General features: G+C 45.5%; 16 protein-coding genes. 14 read left to right on the top strand and 2 right to left on the bottom strand.

The features are described from left to right. Positions 1–11 precede the first annotated feature (11 nt). From xerC to GQ367_RS08305, 13 genes are all read left to right on the top strand, one after another. The gene (gene xerC / locus GQ367_RS08365; protein ID WP_215290501.1) at positions 12–971 is read left to right on the top strand and encodes a tyrosine recombinase XerC; all 960 of its coding nucleotides are present in this window, start codon (positions 12–14) and stop codon (positions 969–971) included. Then, complete coding sequence (locus GQ367_RS08360; protein WP_215290500.1) at positions 971–2,176, top strand: class I SAM-dependent rRNA methyltransferase; 1,206 nt, start codon at positions 971–973, stop codon at positions 2,174–2,176. Before xerC ends, GQ367_RS08360 begins: the two co-directional genes overlap by 1 nt. 48 nt (positions 2,177–2,224) lie before the next feature. Beyond that, positions 2,225–3,307, top strand: a complete 1,083-nt coding sequence (locus GQ367_RS08355; RefSeq protein WP_215291938.1) for a GTP-binding protein — start codon at positions 2,225–2,227, stop codon at positions 3,305–3,307. Positions 3,308–3,457: 150 nt separating this feature from the next. Then, positions 3,458–3,874: an RNA polymerase-binding protein DksA gene (gene dksA, locus GQ367_RS08350; protein WP_089514906.1), complete on the top strand. Its 417-nt coding sequence runs from the start codon at positions 3,458–3,460 to the stop codon at positions 3,872–3,874. 53 nt (positions 3,875–3,927) lie between these two features. Beyond that, positions 3,928–4,281: a hypothetical protein gene (locus tag GQ367_RS08345; protein WP_215290499.1), complete on the top strand. Its 354-nt coding sequence runs from the start codon at positions 3,928–3,930 to the stop codon at positions 4,279–4,281. A gap of 58 nt (positions 4,282–4,339) precedes the next feature. Then, complete coding sequence (locus tag GQ367_RS08340; protein WP_215290498.1) at positions 4,340–6,439, top strand: TonB-dependent receptor; 2,100 nt, start codon at positions 4,340–4,342, stop codon at positions 6,437–6,439. 128 nt (positions 6,440–6,567) lie between these two features. Then, entirely contained in the window at positions 6,568–7,470 is a 903-nt protein-coding gene (gene argB, locus GQ367_RS08335; protein ID WP_089514903.1) for an acetylglutamate kinase, read from the top strand. A gap of 16 nt (positions 7,471–7,486) precedes the next feature. After that, a complete protein-coding gene (locus tag GQ367_RS08330) occupies positions 7,487–8,176 on the top strand; it encodes a pyrimidine 5'-nucleotidase (protein ID WP_215290497.1) in 690 nt (229 codons plus the stop codon). Next, a complete protein-coding gene (gene slmA, locus GQ367_RS08325; RefSeq protein ID WP_215290496.1) occupies positions 8,173–8,829 on the top strand; it encodes a nucleoid occlusion factor SlmA in 657 nt (218 codons plus the stop codon). Before GQ367_RS08330 ends, slmA begins: the two co-directional genes overlap by 4 nt. Next, on the top strand, positions 8,826–9,968 hold the full coding sequence (locus tag GQ367_RS08320; protein ID WP_215290495.1) for a homoserine O-acetyltransferase: 1,143 nt from the start codon (positions 8,826–8,828) through the stop codon (positions 9,966–9,968). Before slmA ends, GQ367_RS08320 begins: the two co-directional genes overlap by 4 nt. Further along, the gene (gene metW / locus GQ367_RS08315) at positions 9,965–10,549 is read left to right on the top strand and encodes a methionine biosynthesis protein MetW (protein WP_215290494.1); all 585 of its coding nucleotides are present in this window, start codon (positions 9,965–9,967) and stop codon (positions 10,547–10,549) included. Before GQ367_RS08320 ends, metW begins: the two co-directional genes overlap by 4 nt. Then, on the top strand, positions 10,518–11,777 hold the full coding sequence (locus GQ367_RS08310; RefSeq protein ID WP_215290493.1) for an AmpG family muropeptide MFS transporter: 1,260 nt from the start codon (positions 10,518–10,520) through the stop codon (positions 11,775–11,777). The genes metW and GQ367_RS08310 overlap by 32 nt, the downstream gene beginning before the upstream one ends. Next, positions 11,761–12,651: a M48 family metallopeptidase gene (locus GQ367_RS08305; RefSeq protein WP_251370162.1), complete on the top strand. Its 891-nt coding sequence runs from the start codon at positions 11,761–11,763 to the stop codon at positions 12,649–12,651. The genes GQ367_RS08310 and GQ367_RS08305 overlap by 17 nt, the downstream gene beginning before the upstream one ends. 3 nt (positions 12,652–12,654) lie before the next feature. On the opposite strand, the gene GQ367_RS08300 is transcribed toward GQ367_RS08305, so the two are convergent. Further along, the gene (locus tag GQ367_RS08300; protein WP_215290492.1) at positions 12,655–13,434 is read right to left on the bottom strand and encodes an exodeoxyribonuclease III; all 780 of its coding nucleotides are present in this window, start codon (positions 13,432–13,434) and stop codon (positions 12,655–12,657) included. 7 nt (positions 13,435–13,441) lie between these two features. On the opposite strand from GQ367_RS08300, the gene pyrE reads away from it, so the two are divergent. Continuing rightward, complete coding sequence (gene pyrE / locus GQ367_RS08295; RefSeq protein WP_215291936.1) at positions 13,442–14,113, top strand: orotate phosphoribosyltransferase; 672 nt, start codon at positions 13,442–13,444, stop codon at positions 14,111–14,113. A 17-nt stretch (positions 14,114–14,130) separates the two neighbouring features. Here the strand turns inward: pyrE and dapF are convergent, their stop codons facing one another. Further along, positions 14,131–15,006 carry a diaminopimelate epimerase gene (gene dapF / locus GQ367_RS08290; protein ID WP_251370161.1) on the bottom strand — a complete coding sequence of 292 codons (876 nt, stop codon included), beginning with the start codon at positions 15,004–15,006 and terminating at the stop codon, positions 14,131–14,133. Positions 15,007–15,030 lie beyond the last annotated feature (24 nt).

The following is a 15,030-nucleotide window of genomic DNA, read 5'->3' as shown; positions in this document are numbered from 1 at the left end:
TTGATCTAATCATGAAGTCTTTGCTCGCGCAAGAATACCTGCGTGAACTTCATGTGGTCAGACAGGTATCTCAGCACACAATTGCTGCCTATACAAAAGACCTTGATTATTTGTTGGCCAGACTTGATGAGCAAAGACTGGAGCTGGCGGATGTCACATCAGATCAAGTGCGGTCCTGGGTTGTAAAGCTCCACTCTCAGGGTCAAGCATCAAGAAGCATTGCAAGGATGTTGTCGGCTTGGAGAGGTTTTTATTTGTGGTTGGCCAATCAAAAAGGTTTGGTCAATAAAAGTCCTATGAGTGATATCAACGCTCCCAAACGCAACAAGCCTTTACCCAAAGCTCTGTCGGTTGAGCAGGCGATCAATTTGGTGGAAAGCGCTAATAAAGAAAGCGTCCAAGCAGATGATTTTTTAAGAGCAAGAGACCGGGCGATTGTTGAATTACTGTATTCCTCTGGTTTGCGTTTATCTGAATTGCTCGGCGTTGATCTGACCCCAATCGAAACCAAAGAATATGCCTCAGCTGGTTGGATTGATTTTGAAGCTGGTGAAGTGATGGTTTTGGGTAAAGGTAAAAAAAGAAGAACGGTGCCTGTTGGTGGGGCAGCCCTTCATGCTTTGAAAGATTGGGTGGTGGTGCGGGCCAATTACGCGTCGACTGATAAAGGTGTGGCTCAGGCTCTCTTTATCAATAAACAAGGTAAGCGAGCTTCAGCAAGAACTGTTCAGCAACATTTGGCAGCGCTGGCAGTCAAGGCAGGATTGCCTACACATGTTCACCCACATATGTTGAGACATAGTTTTGCCAGCCACGTTCTACAATCATCGGGTGATTTGCGTGCAGTTCAAGAAATGTTGGGTCATGCCAGCATCACTAGTACGCAGATTTATACCGCCTTGGATTTTCAGCATTTGGCTCAGGCCTATGACTTGGCGCATCCAAGAGCTAAAAATAAGAAGAGTGAATAATGCAAGCGAGCATCACATTAAAAGCCGGTAAAGAACGCCCACTCCTAAGACGACATTCTTGGGTGTATTCGAATGCGATCGAGCGCGTCGACGGTAAGATTTATCCTGGCGCAACCGTTCAAGTTTTATCTGATGAAGGCAAGTTCATTGTGAAAGGCCTTTACAGTCCAACATCGCAAATCAGGGTGCGGGTGCTGACTTGGGATGAAGGCAAAACAATTGACCATGCTTTTTTTAAAGAGCGTATTTCTAAAGCTCTTGCGCACAGAGCGCAGTGGGTAAAAAACACCAACGCGATTCGTTTGATTTTTGGTGAGAGCGATGGCTTGCCGGGGTTGGTAGTTGATCAGTACGCAGATACCTTGGTTTGCCAATTTTTATTTGTTGGCATGGAGCATTGGAAAGAAGCGATCGTGCAGGTATTGGTTCAGCAAACAGGGTGTAAGACCATTGTTGAGAGATCAGATGCCGCAGTTCGCGCCCGTGAAGGTCTTGAGCCACACATTGGCGCTTTGTTTGGTGAGATGCCAGAGGCTCCTGTCAATGTGAATGAATGCGGTGTTCTTTACAGCGTGGATGTGGTGCATGGCCACAAAACAGGTTTTTATATTGACCAAAGAGATAGCCGACATCTTTTAAGTGAGCTATCAAAGGATAAAGAAGTCTTAAATATGTTTTGCTACACCGGCGGCTTTTCTTTGGCAGCCTTAAAAGGTGGTGCAAAGCATGTCACTTCCGTTGATTCTTCAGGTGAAGCTTTGGCGATGGCGCAAAGACAGATGCTGTTGAATGGATTTGATGAGTCACGAGCCACATGGATTGATTCAGATGCGTTCGCAGTTTTGACGCAGTTAAGAAAAGAAGAAAAGCAATTCGACATCGTTGTTTTAGACCCGCCTAAATTTGCCCCATCGTCACATCATTTGGATAAGGCTTTGCGTGCTTACAAAGAGATTAATCGTGCTGGCATGCAACTCTTAAAACCAGGTGGCTTGCTGTTCACGTTTTCTTGCTCTGGCGCGGTTGATTCAGCATTGTTCGAAAGAACCATTGCTATGGCCAGCGCTGAGGCGATGGCACATTCAGGCAGCACCTCGATGGACTTTAGATTGATGCAGCGTTTATCTTCTGGCGCCGATCACCCACTTTTAACAAGTTTCCCCGAGGGGGATTACTTAAAGGGCTTGTTGCTTCAGAGGCTATAGCCATCTGCACTCGATAGGCTCATAATTAATAGATCACACAAGGATGCAATCATGGCTTTGATACCAGTAACAATTCTTTCCGGTTTTTTAGGTAGTGGCAAGACCACTTTGCTCAAACATATTCTTCATGAAAACCATGGCAAAAAGATTGCCGTGATTGAAAACGAATTCGGTGAAGAGAATATCGATAATGACATTTTGATTCAGGACAGTGATGAGCAAATTGTTCAGATGAGCAATGGCTGTGTTTGCTGCACCATCCGCGGTGACTTGGTCAAAGCGCTGAATGATTTATTCGAGTCTCGCAAAGACAAGAAGATTTCTTTTGATCGCGTGGTGATTGAAACCACGGGTGTTGCCAATCCTGGTCCAGTAGCGCAAACATTCTTCATGGATGATGAGATTGCCAGTCACTATATTTTGGATGCCGTTGTGACTTTGGTTGATGCCAAGCACGGCAATCAACAATTGGACCAACATGAAGAAGCGCAACAGCAAGTTGGTTTTGCTGACAGAATTTTTATCACCAAAACAGATTTGGTGGATGCAAAAGCGGTTGATCAGTTAAAGCATCGATTGATGCACATGAATCCTCGTGCACCAATCACAGGTATTACTCAAGGCACCGTGTCTTTGGATCAGGTCTTGGATTTGCGCGGCTTCAATTTGAACGACAAGTTGGATATTGACCCGCATTTCTTGGAGCAAGAAGACCATGATCATGCAAATTGTGGTCACGATCATCACGAGCATGGCCCAGACTGCAACCACGGGCATGACCATCAGCATGGTCACCAGCACGCTCAACCTGTGCAATTCATGAAAAAGACCCACACAGACAAAATCCAATCCTTTGTTTTTAGAAGCGATCGACCATTTGATTCTCAGAAGCTTGAGGACTTTTTGGGTGGAATTTTGTCGGTATTTGGCGCTAAGATGTTGAGATATAAAGGTGTTTTGTATATCAAGGGTGGTGCACGTAAAGTCATCATCCAGGGCGTTCATGAAATGATGGGCTCCGATATGGGCGCGCCTTGGGGTAAAGATAAAAAAGAAACCAGGATGGTTTTCATTGGAATTGACCTACCTAAAGATGTTTTATTGGGTGGCCTTGAAACATGTTTGGTGTAATCTTTATAGATTAGAGTAGAATCCGCGCCCTGAGCTCTTATAAAAATTAAGGGATATTGCGGAGCAAAAATAGCTTCTAAAGAGCTTGTAAAGAGACAGCAAGAGTTTTAAATTTAGCGAAGTAAGAACAAAGTCCCGAAAGGACAAGAGATGAGCAAGAAAGCATTAACTGAAGCAGATATCGTAAAAATGCCTGAGAAGGATTATATGAATGCTGCTCAACTAGAATTTTTCAAAGCAAAGTTATTGGCTTTGAAGGCAGACCTTTTGCTGCACGCAAACGAAACCACTGAGCATCTACGCGAAAACGTTTTGGTTCCTGATCCAGCAGATCGTGCCACGATTGAAGAAGAGCATGCTTTGGAATTGCGCACACGTGATCGCGAGCGCAAGCTTCTCAAAAAAGTAGAACAGTCTTTATTGAGCATCGAGTCTGGTGATTATGGTTGGTGTGAAGAAACTGGTGAGCCAATTGGCATTCCACGTTTGTTGGCGCGTCCAACAGCGAATTTATCTTTAGAAGCGCAAGAGCGCCGCGAACTACGCCAAAAATTGTTTGGTAATTAAGCACAATCTTGGTGTTTAAAGCTCGCACAATTTCCTTTTTGATTTTCCTTGTCATGGGCTTATTTGTAGCCCAGTGGCAGGGTTTTAGCCATGGTATTGCTCATGGTTTAGCTGCGACTGAACATGTGGCGTCCGATGCCAAAAAGAGCGCCGATTTAGCGGATGTTGCAAAACATCAAGATGCTTGTGATGATCAACATGCTAAGCATCATCATGGGCATGATTCAGACGGTAAGCATCATTGTGCTGCCTATGATTCACAAACATTGAGCATGGCAATGCCGGCACCTCTGTTGAGTTTGCCGGTCATTGATAAAACCAATGCGGCTATCAATAGCTACCTAACCTATCAGGCTTCAATCGAAGCCTATCGACCTTTTGATGTCAGGGGTCCGCCTAATTCTTAAACATTGAAATGTTCTTCACGCCAACTGCGTGATCTTTATTCATGTTTAGGAGAAACACATGCAAGTCTTTATGCGCACTGCTTTCAGTGCTGCAGCTATTGCTGCTTTATCAATTCAATTCGCTCATGCGCAACAAACATTAGAGCCTGTGGTTGTCAGTGCCAATCCTCTTGGTGCAGATATCAATGATTTAATCACCCCGGTCAGCGTTTTGCGTGGCGACCAATTGGCACAAAAACAATCAAGTACTTTGGGTCAGACCCTGAATGGTTTGCCAGGCGTTGGCTCAACAGACTTTGGGCCAAACTCTAGTCGGCCAACCATTCGAGGTTTGGATGGCGATCGTGTTCGTGTGATGAGTAATGGTGGAGCAAGTTTGGATGCTTCAACTTTGTCTTACGATCATGCAGTTGCAATAGAGCCTTTGTTGGTTGAACAAATTGAAGTGGTCCGCGGGCCAGCAGCTCTTCAGTATGGTGGCAGTGCCATTGGAGGCGCGGTTAACGTGATTGATAACCGCATACCAAAGGCTCCTGTGAAAGGCGTTCATGGCCGTGCTGAGGTAAGAGCTGGTGGTGCCGAATCAGAAAAAGCGGCAGCTGGTTTAGTAACTGCAGGCGATGGTGCTTTTGCAATCCATGTCGATGGTTCTAGCAGAAAAACAGACAACCTTAAGGTGCCTAAGCAAGCGGGCCGTGGAGATTTTTTAAATTCAGGCACTTTATTAAACAGTGATGCTGATCAACAGGGTGGAGCGGCTGGATTTTCTTTGACCAATGATCATGGGTATCTGGGATTTTCAGTTGACACTTATCGCAATGAATACGGCACTGGTTTGTATGAAGAGGGCAATATTGCCAGACCAACCAGAATCAAATTAAAGCAAGACAAATTAACGCTTGCTGGTGAGCAAAGAAATTTATCAGGCAAAGCCGGTCCTTTTGAATCTATCAGAGGCTCATTCAGCACAACCGATTACAAGCACGAAGAATCAGCGGGTGGTGCAGTTGAGTCAACCTTTAAAAATAAAGGTTGGGATAGCCGCATTGAAGGAACTCATTTACCTATCCAAACTTCTTTGGGTTCTTTGAAGGGTGCATGGGGTGTTCAGGGCTCCGATTTTAAATTTTCTGCCAGTAGCGAAGAGGCAACTTTTGTTCCCAACACACAGACCAATAGCATGGCTCTGTTTGTGTTTGAAGAACTTTCTTTTGCCGAAGGTAAAGCTGTTAACGCAGGTTTAAGGCTTGAATCTGTGAAGGTGGATAGTTTTGGTGGTGGAGATAATGGTGAAGGCGAGCTATTCACTGCTGATAGTAAAAAATTCAAACCATTCAGTGCTTCAGTCGGATATCGCCAAGACATGGGTTCTGGTTGGACGGCTACCAGCGGTTTGTCATACACCGAACGTGCCCCAACATTCTATGAGCTTTATGCCAACGGCATGCATCACGCCACAGAAACATATGAAGCCGGTAATGTGAATAACAAAAAAGAAAAAGGCACAACGCTTGAGTTGGGGATGAAATTCAAGACCCCAACAACGCGCGCCAATTTTGGAGCTTATGTCACAGAGTTCAGTAATTTCATTGGGTTAGTGCAAGATGGTTATGTAGATGAGGATGATGGTGGAGATGGGAATAGTGACTTAAATACTTGCAATACAAATTTCGGTCATTGCGTCCCCAAATACAACTTCACCGGCATCAAAGCCCGCTTATATGGTTTAGAGGCGGATGGGCGTTTGCCTTTGGCTTCTGGCTTGTTTGGCAAAGCTAGTCAGCTGAACATGGATTGGAAGGCGGACTATGTGCGCGGTGAAAATCGCTCAACCGGCGGCGCGCTGCCTCGCATCTCACCATTTCGTTTGAGCTCTGCCTTGGTTTACTCGGAAGGTAAGTATTCAAGCCAAGTGGATGTGCAGTATGCGGCTCGTCAGAATCGTTATGCCGATGATTTAGGTGCTACGCCAAGTTACACGATGTTTGGTTTGGGGGCCTCTTACAAAACAGCTATTTCTGGCATGAAGTCTGCATATCTTTTCATGAGAGTGGACAACCTTACCGATGTAGAAGCTCGCAATGCCTCATCTGTTTTGCGTGATATGGCTCCTGCAGGCGCTCGCGCTATCAGGGTCGGCTTAAGAGGCAACTTCTAAGCAATCCTGATGGCTACTTAGGAAAGCTTCATGAAAGTTTTCCTTATAAAAGGCGGCTTTAGGCCGCCTTTTTGCATAATTGAATAAAAATTCTAGCCAAGCATGGCAACTGATCTTACAATCCGCGCATGAGCACACCACTAGCTGAACTTAAAGACGTTTCCCCTGCAGTCAAAGCCGAGGTTTTGGCACAGGCTTTGCCGTACATTAAGAAGTACCATGGCAAAACCATTGTTATCAAATACGGCGGAAACGCCATGACTGAAGATCGTCTAAAAGAAGGTTTTGCTCGTGACGTGATTTTGTTGAAATTGGTGGGCATGAATCCTGTGGTGGTGCACGGCGGTGGTCCACAAATTGACGATGCTTTGAAAAAAGTTGGCAAGGCTGGAACTTTTATTCAGGGCATGCGCGTGACCGATGAAGAAACCATGGAAGTTGTGGAGTGGGTTCTTGGCGGCGAAGTGCAACAAGACATCGTGATGCTGATCAATCATTTTGGCGGCCAGGCAGTTGGCTTGACGGGTAAAGATGGCGGTTTGATTCATGCGCGCAAAATGATGATCCCAAATAAAGAAAAGCCAGGTGAGATGCTAGACATCGGCTTTGTTGGTGAAATTGATTCGATCAACCCTGCGGTTGTAAAAGCCTTGCAAGATGACGCTTTCATTCCAGTGATCTCACCGATTGGTTTCGGTGAAGATGGCCAGGCGTACAACATCAATGCTGACTTGGTGGCGGGTAAGATGGCTGAGATTCTGAAGGCCGAGAAATTGGTCATGATGACCAACATCCCTGGTGTGATGGACAAGAGCGGCAATCTGTTGACTGATTTAACTGCCAGAGAAATTGATGGCTTGTTTGCGGACGGCACAATTTCTGGCGGCATGTTGCCAAAGATCTCTTCAGCATTAGACGCTGCTAAGAGTGGTGTTAATTCAGTTCACATCATTGATGGCCGAATCGAACATTCCTTGCTTTTGGAAATTCTGACCGAGCAAGCTTTTGGTACGATGATCCGATCTCATTGAGCTAATTGAGATTGGCATGCGCCAACCTTTATGGTTATTTGATTTAGATAACACCTTGCACGATGCATCAAGTGCAATTTTTCCTTCTATCAATCATGCAATGACGAGCTATGTGGCTCGTCATTTAAATTTAGACACCCAATCTGCCAGTCAATTAAGAGACCATTACTGGCGCATGTATGGCGCAACATTGTTGGGCTTGGTCAAACATCATGCGGTTGATCCACACCATTTTTTGCGTGAAACCCACCTCTTTAACGAGGTCAGCGGCAAGCATTTGCAAGATCTCTCAGGAATGGTTCGTGGTGAAAAAGGCCTTCGGCAGATATTGAATCGTTTGCCTGGCGAAAAAATCATACTCACCAATGCCCCAAAAGCCTATGCATTGAAGGTTTTGAAGGAGCTGGGCCTCATGGGTTGCTTCAAAGCGATAGAGGCCGTCGAAGATATGGAGCTTCATCAACAATGGCGACCCAAACCCGATCACTTGATGCTCAAAAGACTCTTGAATAAGTACCGATGCGCGCCTCAAAGAGCGATTTTGGTGGATGACACATTGGGTCATTTGCTAGAGTATTCAAAATTGGGCATAAAGACCGTATGGTTTAAAAGACATGTTAGGGCTTACACTCAAAATCGAGGAAGCGTGTCTCTGGAAGTACAATCAATGCATCACTTATTTAAAAGTTGGCAAAAACTCAAATGAACTCACCATTTAATCAAATGCCCATCTCTGACGAAGCCGAGAGCACAGCATCGGCTCCAGTTCGTAAACGTCCTCGCCCGGGCGAGCGAAGAATACAAATTTTGCAAGTATTGGCAGAAATGTTAGAAAGCCCAAAGGGTGATCGCGTGACCACTGCTGCTTTGGCTGCAAAGCTAGAGGTTTCTGAAGCAGCTTTGTACCGACATTTTGCTAGCAAGGCGCAGATGTTTGAGGGGCTGATTGCTTTTATTGAACAAACTATTTTTGGCTTGATCAATCAAATCACAGAGCGTGAAGAAGCAGGTGATCGCCAAGCTCAAGAAATTTTGATGTTGTTATTGGGTTTTGGAGAAAAGAACCCAGGAATGATTCGGGTGTTATTGGGCGATGCTTTATGGCTTGAAGATGAGCGTTTGCAAGAAAGAATCTTGCAGATTTTTGAACGCATTGAATCTTCATTGAAACAATCTTTGCGCATTGCGCAAACTCAGGGCCGCTTGACGCAGTCTTCAGACGGTCAAGAAGTGAGCGCCAGAGCAGCCATGATGATGAGCTATGTGGTGGGTCGCTGGCATCGTTACGCAAGAAGTGGCTTTAAGAAGTCGCCGACTGAATTTAACGAGTTACCAATGAGAGTTTTATTCTCAGCATGAGTCTAGGGCTTGTAACGCCTCAAGTACTTAATTTTGCAACACCATTGAAGTTGCAAAGTGGGGCAAGTATTGCTGATTACAACTTGATGGTTGAGACCTACGGGCAGTTAAATGCCAAAAAAAGTAATGCCATTCTGATTTGCCATGCGCTCAATGCTTCTCACCATGTGGCGGGTGTCAGTGCGAGCAATCCAAATGATGTGGGTTGGTGGGACAACATGGTCGGTCCTGGCAAGCCAGTTGATACAAATCGATTTTTTGTGATCGGTGTTAATAATCTGGGTTCATGTTTTGGTTCTACGGGACCGATGAGTGTGAACCCTGAAACAGGCAAGCCATACGGCGCATCGTTCCCGGTTGTGACGGTTGAGGACTGGGTTAATGCCCAGGCACGCGTGGCCGATCATTTTCAAATTGATAAATTTGCTGCAGTGATGGGTGGCAGCCTTGGCGGCATGCAGGCCATGGCTTGGAGCATGATGTATCCAAAGCGCATTGGTCACTGCATTGTGATTGCATCAACGCCTAAGCTATCAGCACAAAACATTGCTTTCAATGAAGTGGCTCGCAGTGCGATTTTGAGCGACCCAGATTTTCATGGGGGTGATTACTACGCTCATGATGTCAAGCCGCGCCGTGGCTTGAGAGTGGCACGCATGATTGGCCACATCACTTATTTGTCAGACGATGACATGGCTGAAAAATTTGGCCGTGAATTAAGACGAGCCGATGGCGATTCTGATGAATACAACTTCAATTTTGATGTTGAGTTTGAAGTTGAAAGTTATTTGAGATATCAAGGCGAGAAGTTTGCAGATTATTTTGATGCAAATACTTATCTACTGATCACTCGTGCCTTGGATTACTTTGATCCGGCAAAAGCTTTTGCCAATAATCTCAGTGCAGCCATGAAAAATATTGCTGCCAAGTTTTTGGTGGTGAGTTTCACAACCGATTGGCGCTTTGCGCCAGAGCGCAGTCGTGAAATTGTTAAAGCATTGTTGGACAACAAGTTGGATGTCACTTATGGCGAGATTGATGCGCCTCATGGTCACGATGCCTTCTTATTAGAAGACCCTCGATATCACAACTTGGTAAGAGCCTACTTTGAGCAAATTGCCCAGGAGCTTCAATCATGATGCGTTCAGATTTTGCCGCGATTGCGAAATGGGTAGAGCCCGGCTCTCAGGTGTTGGACGTTGGCTGTGGTGATGGCAGCTTATTGCACCACTTAAAAGAAGCCAAGCAAGCCCATGTGTATGGCGTTGAGTTGGCTGATGACAAAGTTTTGGCTTGTGCGCAAAAAGGTTTGAATGTTGTGCAGCAGGATCTTGAAGGTGGTTTGGCTTTGTTTGAAGATCAAAGCTTTGACAAAGTGATCCTCTCGCAAACATTACAAACGATTCATCAAACAGCCAGGATCTTGAGTGAAATTGCCAGGGTCGGAAAAGAATGTGTGGTTTCATTCCCTAACTTTGGTCATTGGTCACATCGCTCAGCAGTTTTATTGGGCAGAATGCCAGTTTCTAAGTCGCTGCCATACCAATGGTACGACACGCCCAACGTCAGAGTTTTAACGATTGCTGATTTTGAAGCTTTAGCACCAGCGGTTGGTCTTGAATTACTTGATCGCGTGGTTTTCCATGACGGACAGTCTGTGGAATTTTTGCCTAACCTGAGGGGAAGCCTTGCAGTCTATCGTGCACGTCGGGCCAAGTAGAACCAAAGCATTACTTGTTTGTATTTTTCTAGGGTTTTCTAGTGGACTGCCTTTGTTCATTCTTTATAACCTGCTTTCAGCATGGTTAAAAAGTGAGGGCGTCGATTTAAAAGCCATTGGTTTGTTTGCCTTGGTCGGCATGCCCTACACATGGAAGTTCTTGTGGGCTCCGGCGATGGATCGATTCAAGTTGCCATTTTTGGGGCGCCGTCGCGGTTGGATGGTCGTGACACAAATTGCTGTGATGCTGGCTGTGATCTTGATGGGTCAATTCAATCCCAGCACTGAAATTTGGATCGTGGTTTTTTTAGCATCGATTGTTGCTTTCTTCTCCGCAAGCCAAGACATCGTGGTTGATGCTCATCGACGCGAATGGTTGACCGAAGGTCAAATGGGTTCTGGTACAGCGCTCTTTGTGAATGCTTATAAGTTGTCAACACTGGTGCCCGGATCACTTTCATTGATTTTGTCAGACATCATCACTTGGGATTGGGTGTTTTTTATCACTGGCTTATTCATGCTCCCAGGTATTTTGACAACGCTGTTGGTGTCAGAGCCAAGAGAGTACGGCCCTCCGCCGCTGACCATGAAAGAGGCAGTGATTGAACCTTTTAAGGAGTTCATTCATCGCTCTGGTTGGAAGCACGCCGCTTTAATTTTGTTATTTATTTTTCTTTATAAGCTGGGTGATTCTATGGCGAGTGCTTTAGCCACGCCTTTTTATATTGAACTTGGTTTTACCCGAACTGAAATTGGCATCGTTGCCAAAAATGCAGGTCTTTGGGCCAGCATCCTAGGAGGAATCCTTGGCGCTTATTGGATGTTAAAAACGGGCGTCAATAAAGGCTTGTGGATTTTTGGTGTGTTGCAGGCGGTGGCCACTTTTGGTTTTGTGGTGCTTGCTCAATCAGGCCCTGATTTGTGGGTCTTGTCATGGGTGATTGGTTTTGAGGCAATCACGGCAGGTCTTGGAACAGCCGCATTCACGGCGTATCTTGCTTTAGAGACCAATCCGCGCTTCACGGCCACTCAGTTTGCTTTGTTCACCAGCTTATCAGCTGTGCCGCGAACCTTTATCAATGCATTGACTGGTTACATTGTTGAATTCACGGGGTGGACCAACTTCTTCATTATTTGCGTTGTGTTGGCATTGCCTGGTTTGATGTTGTTGCCTAAGATTGCACCATGGCGTGAAGAAAAAAAATCTCCATTTGAAAAAACTGCGTGATCAGATGACTGTGTTGATTTCTTTAAATTTTAAAAGATATTTTTTATTTTCTCTGATTGCTTTGTTGGGAGCTTGCAGCAGTTCCTCAAGGCAAACCGGTCCGACCGATGGCGTGAGAGTTGGTAATAGCTCGAGCTTAAAGGACATGGTTCCTGCCAGTCAGCTGGAGGCGTCTGCCACCAAGCAATATAACACCATGAAGCAAAAGGCCTCTCAAAAAAATGCCTTGGCACCTGACAATCATCCGCAAGTGATTCGTTTGCGTGCGATTTCGAAAAAGATATTGCCGCATGCCTATGCCTGGAATCCAGAATCTCAGGCTTGGAAGTGGGAAGTTAATTTATTCATTTCTGATGAGGTGAATGCATTTTGTATGCCTGGTGGAAAGATTGCTTTTTATACCGGCATCATAGAAAAGCTCAAGTTAAATGATGATGAAGTTGCGACTGTCATGGGCCATGAAATTGCCCATGCTTTGCGCGAGCACGCCAGAGACAGAATCGCTAAAGCACAGTTGAGTAATTTAGGTGCCAGCGTTTTATCTTCAGCTTTGGGCTTGGGTAATCTGGGTGGGCAAGCTTTGGGCCAGGGCCTGCAAATCTTAGGCTTGAGTTTTTCAAGAGCTGATGAAAGAGATGCTGACTTGGTTGGTATGGATATTGCTGCTAGGGCTGGCTATGATCCGCGCGCAGGAATTTCTTTGTGGCAAAAGATGGGTCAGCTATCAAAAGACAAGCAGCCAGAGTGGCTTTCTACGCATCCATCGGGTGATAGTCGAATTTATGAAATTCAAAGAAATATCAACGAGGCTTTATTTTTGTATGCGCGCGCCAAAAATACCACCGTTGATAAATTACCCAACTACAAGCCTTAAGATTTATACGCCTTCGTAGTCAATGATCAGCGGGGCGTGATCAGAGAATTTTTCACCTTTATAAATTTCAACTCGTTGTGCTTTCTTGGCAATTCCAGGAGTTGCAATTTGGTAGTCAATTCTCCAGCCCACATTTTTTGCATAAGCTTGACCTCTTTGACTCCACCATGTGTAGCATTCGTCTTCGGTGTTGGGGTGGAGGAGTCGGTACACATCCATGAAACCTGCTTCACTAAACAGTTGCGTCATCCATTCGCGCTCTTCAGGTGTGAAGCCTGAATTTTTAAGATTGCCTTTCCAATTCTTTAAGTCGATTTCTTTATGGGCAATGTTGATGTCGCCACAAAGAACAATTTCTAGGCCTTCTGATTTCAGTTTTTTGATGTGGGGCATGAACAGATCAAGAAATCTGAATTTGGCTTCTTGACGCTCAGGGGCACTCGAGCCCGAAGGAAAGTAAGCGGAAATAACAATCAGATTGCCAAACCTTGCCTCAACATAACGACCTTCGGCATCAAACTCGCCATCATCAAAACCAATTTTGATGCTGTCAGGTGCTTTTTTTGAATAAAGCCCAACGCCGCTATAGCCTTTTTTGAGGGCGTATTGAAAAAATCCATGATAGCCATTGGGGTTCATCAAGGCGCTGTCTAAATCAGCTTCTTGAGCCTTAAGCTCTTGAATACAAAGGATGTCAGGGCTTTGAGTATTGGCCCACTCAAAGAAACCTTTTTTAGCTGCTGAACGAATACCATTGAGGTTGGCGGTAATGATGCGTAACATCTCGGTTATGACTTCCAATCAAGAAAACTTTAAAAACGAATTTATCCATTTTGCCTTAGATGCCAAAGTGTTAGCTTTTGGCGAATTTAAAACAAAAGCGGGTCGATTATCTCCTTACTTTTTTAATGCCGGTGGTTTCAATGATGGCGCACTCCTCAAAGCTTTGGGTGAGTTTTATGCCAAAGCATTGATTAACTCAGGTGTTCAGTTTGATATGTTGTTTGGCCCAGCCTATAAAGGAATTACTTTGGCGGCCACGACTGCTGTTGCCTTGGCTGGCATGGGGCGTCCAGTGCCGTTTTGTTTTAATCGCAAAGAGGCCAAAGATCATGGTGAAGGCGGCACTTTGGTGGGTGCACCATTAAAAGGTCGAGTGGTGATCATTGATGATGTGATTTCTGCAGGCACTTCGGTGCGCGAATCGGTTGACATCATTCGTCACGCGGGCGCAAACCCGGCGGCTGTTTTGATTGCTTTGGATCGCATGGAAAGAGCTGGCACGGCGACTGAGATCGCTGATAGCTCGGCTGTTCAAAACGTAGAAAAAGAATTTGGTATGCCAGTGGTATCAATTGCAAATCTAGCAAGCTTGATGAGTTTTTTGGAGTCAAGCCAAAGCAAAGAATTGCAACAGTACTTACCAGCTGTGAAGGCCTACCGAGATCAGTACGGCGTTTAATGTCATTAAGCTAACGCTTAGTCGAGAGTGATCTCGCCTTCAAAAACAGTTTGAGCGGGTCCGGTCATCATGACCGGATGTTGCATTGATGAAGCGCTGTCCCATGCAATGCTCAGATCTCCACCGCGTGTATGAACCGTCACTGGAGAGTCCAGATGGCCTCTCAAAATGCCAGACACAACCGCTGCGCACGCACCGGTTCCACAGGCCAAGGTTTCTCCTGAGCCTCTTTCAAAGACGCGCAGTTTGATTTCGTGGCGATTCTGAATTTGCATGAAGCCAGCATTCACCTTCTTCGGAAATGCCACATGTTTTTCTATCTGCGGACCATCTTTTGCAACGGGGGCAGTATCAAGATCTTGCACAATTTGCACGGCATGTGGATTGCCCATAGAGATGGCATTGATCCACACAGCATGATCAGACAGTTCGAGTTGATATAGGTTCGTCCCACCTTCAACTTTTTCTTGAAGAGCTGAAGAGTTAAAAGGAATCGCTTCATTCGATAGGATGGGGGCACCCATGTTGACTGTGACTTGCCCATCGTCATTTTCAGTCAGAGACAGAATGGTGTGAGCCACTTGTACTTTGACTGTTTTGTTCTTGGTCAAACCCTTGTCTCTCACAAAGCGAACAAAGCAACGAGACCCATTGCCGCATTGCTCGACTTCACCGCCATCAGAGTTAAATATTCTGTAGCGAAATTCTGCCTCAGCCACGGTTGGCTTTTCTACCAAAAGGATTTGATCAGCACCAATGCCAAATTGACGATGGGCAAGTCTTGCCCACTGCTCTTTGGTGATGCCAGAAAGGTCCTGAGATATGCCATTCAAGACAATGAAATCATTGCCTGCGCCATGCATTTTGGTGAAGCGTAATCTTGTGCTCGTCATAGGGGTAAATATACAGGTTTGCCA

Source organism: Polynucleobacter sp. MWH-CaK5 (assembly GCF_018687615.1).
In the GTDB taxonomy this organism is placed as follows: domain Bacteria; phylum Pseudomonadota; class Gammaproteobacteria; order Burkholderiales; family Burkholderiaceae; genus Polynucleobacter.
The sequence above is the reverse complement of the archived record's forward strand: the minus strand, read 5'-3'. Positions and strand labels throughout refer to the sequence as shown.

Bases quoted from the DNA above. Each gene is read 5' to 3' on its own strand.
- GQ367_RS08360 (WP_215290500.1), top strand. From the start codon at position 971: ATGCAAGCGAGCATCACATTAAAAGCCGGTAAAGAACGCCCACTCCTA.
- GQ367_RS08340 (WP_215290498.1), top strand. From the start codon at position 4,340: ATGCAAGTCTTTATGCGCACTGCTTTCAGTGCTGCAGCTATTGCTGCT.
- pyrE (WP_215291936.1), top strand. From the start codon at position 13,442: ATGACTTCCAATCAAGAAAACTTTAAAAACGAATTTATCCATTTTGCC.
- xerC (WP_215290501.1), top strand. From the start codon at position 12: ATGAAGTCTTTGCTCGCGCAAGAATACCTGCGTGAACTTCATGTGGTC.
- slmA (WP_215290496.1), top strand. From the start codon at position 8,173: ATGAACTCACCATTTAATCAAATGCCCATCTCTGACGAAGCCGAGAGC.
- GQ367_RS08330 (WP_215290497.1), top strand. From the start codon at position 7,487: ATGCGCCAACCTTTATGGTTATTTGATTTAGATAACACCTTGCACGAT.
- dksA (WP_089514906.1), top strand. From the start codon at position 3,458: ATGAGCAAGAAAGCATTAACTGAAGCAGATATCGTAAAAATGCCTGAG.
- GQ367_RS08300 (WP_215290492.1), bottom strand. From the start codon at position 13,434: ATGTTACGCATCATTACCGCCAACCTCAATGGTATTCGTTCAGCAGCT.
- GQ367_RS08345 (WP_215290499.1), top strand. From the start codon at position 3,928: ATGGGCTTATTTGTAGCCCAGTGGCAGGGTTTTAGCCATGGTATTGCT.
- dapF (WP_251370161.1), bottom strand. From the start codon at position 15,006: ATGACGAGCACAAGATTACGCTTCACCAAAATGCATGGCGCAGGCAAT.
- GQ367_RS08320 (WP_215290495.1), top strand. From the start codon at position 8,826: ATGAGTCTAGGGCTTGTAACGCCTCAAGTACTTAATTTTGCAACACCA.
- metW (WP_215290494.1), top strand. From the start codon at position 9,965: ATGATGCGTTCAGATTTTGCCGCGATTGCGAAATGGGTAGAGCCCGGC.
- argB (WP_089514903.1), top strand. From the start codon at position 6,568: ATGAGCACACCACTAGCTGAACTTAAAGACGTTTCCCCTGCAGTCAAA.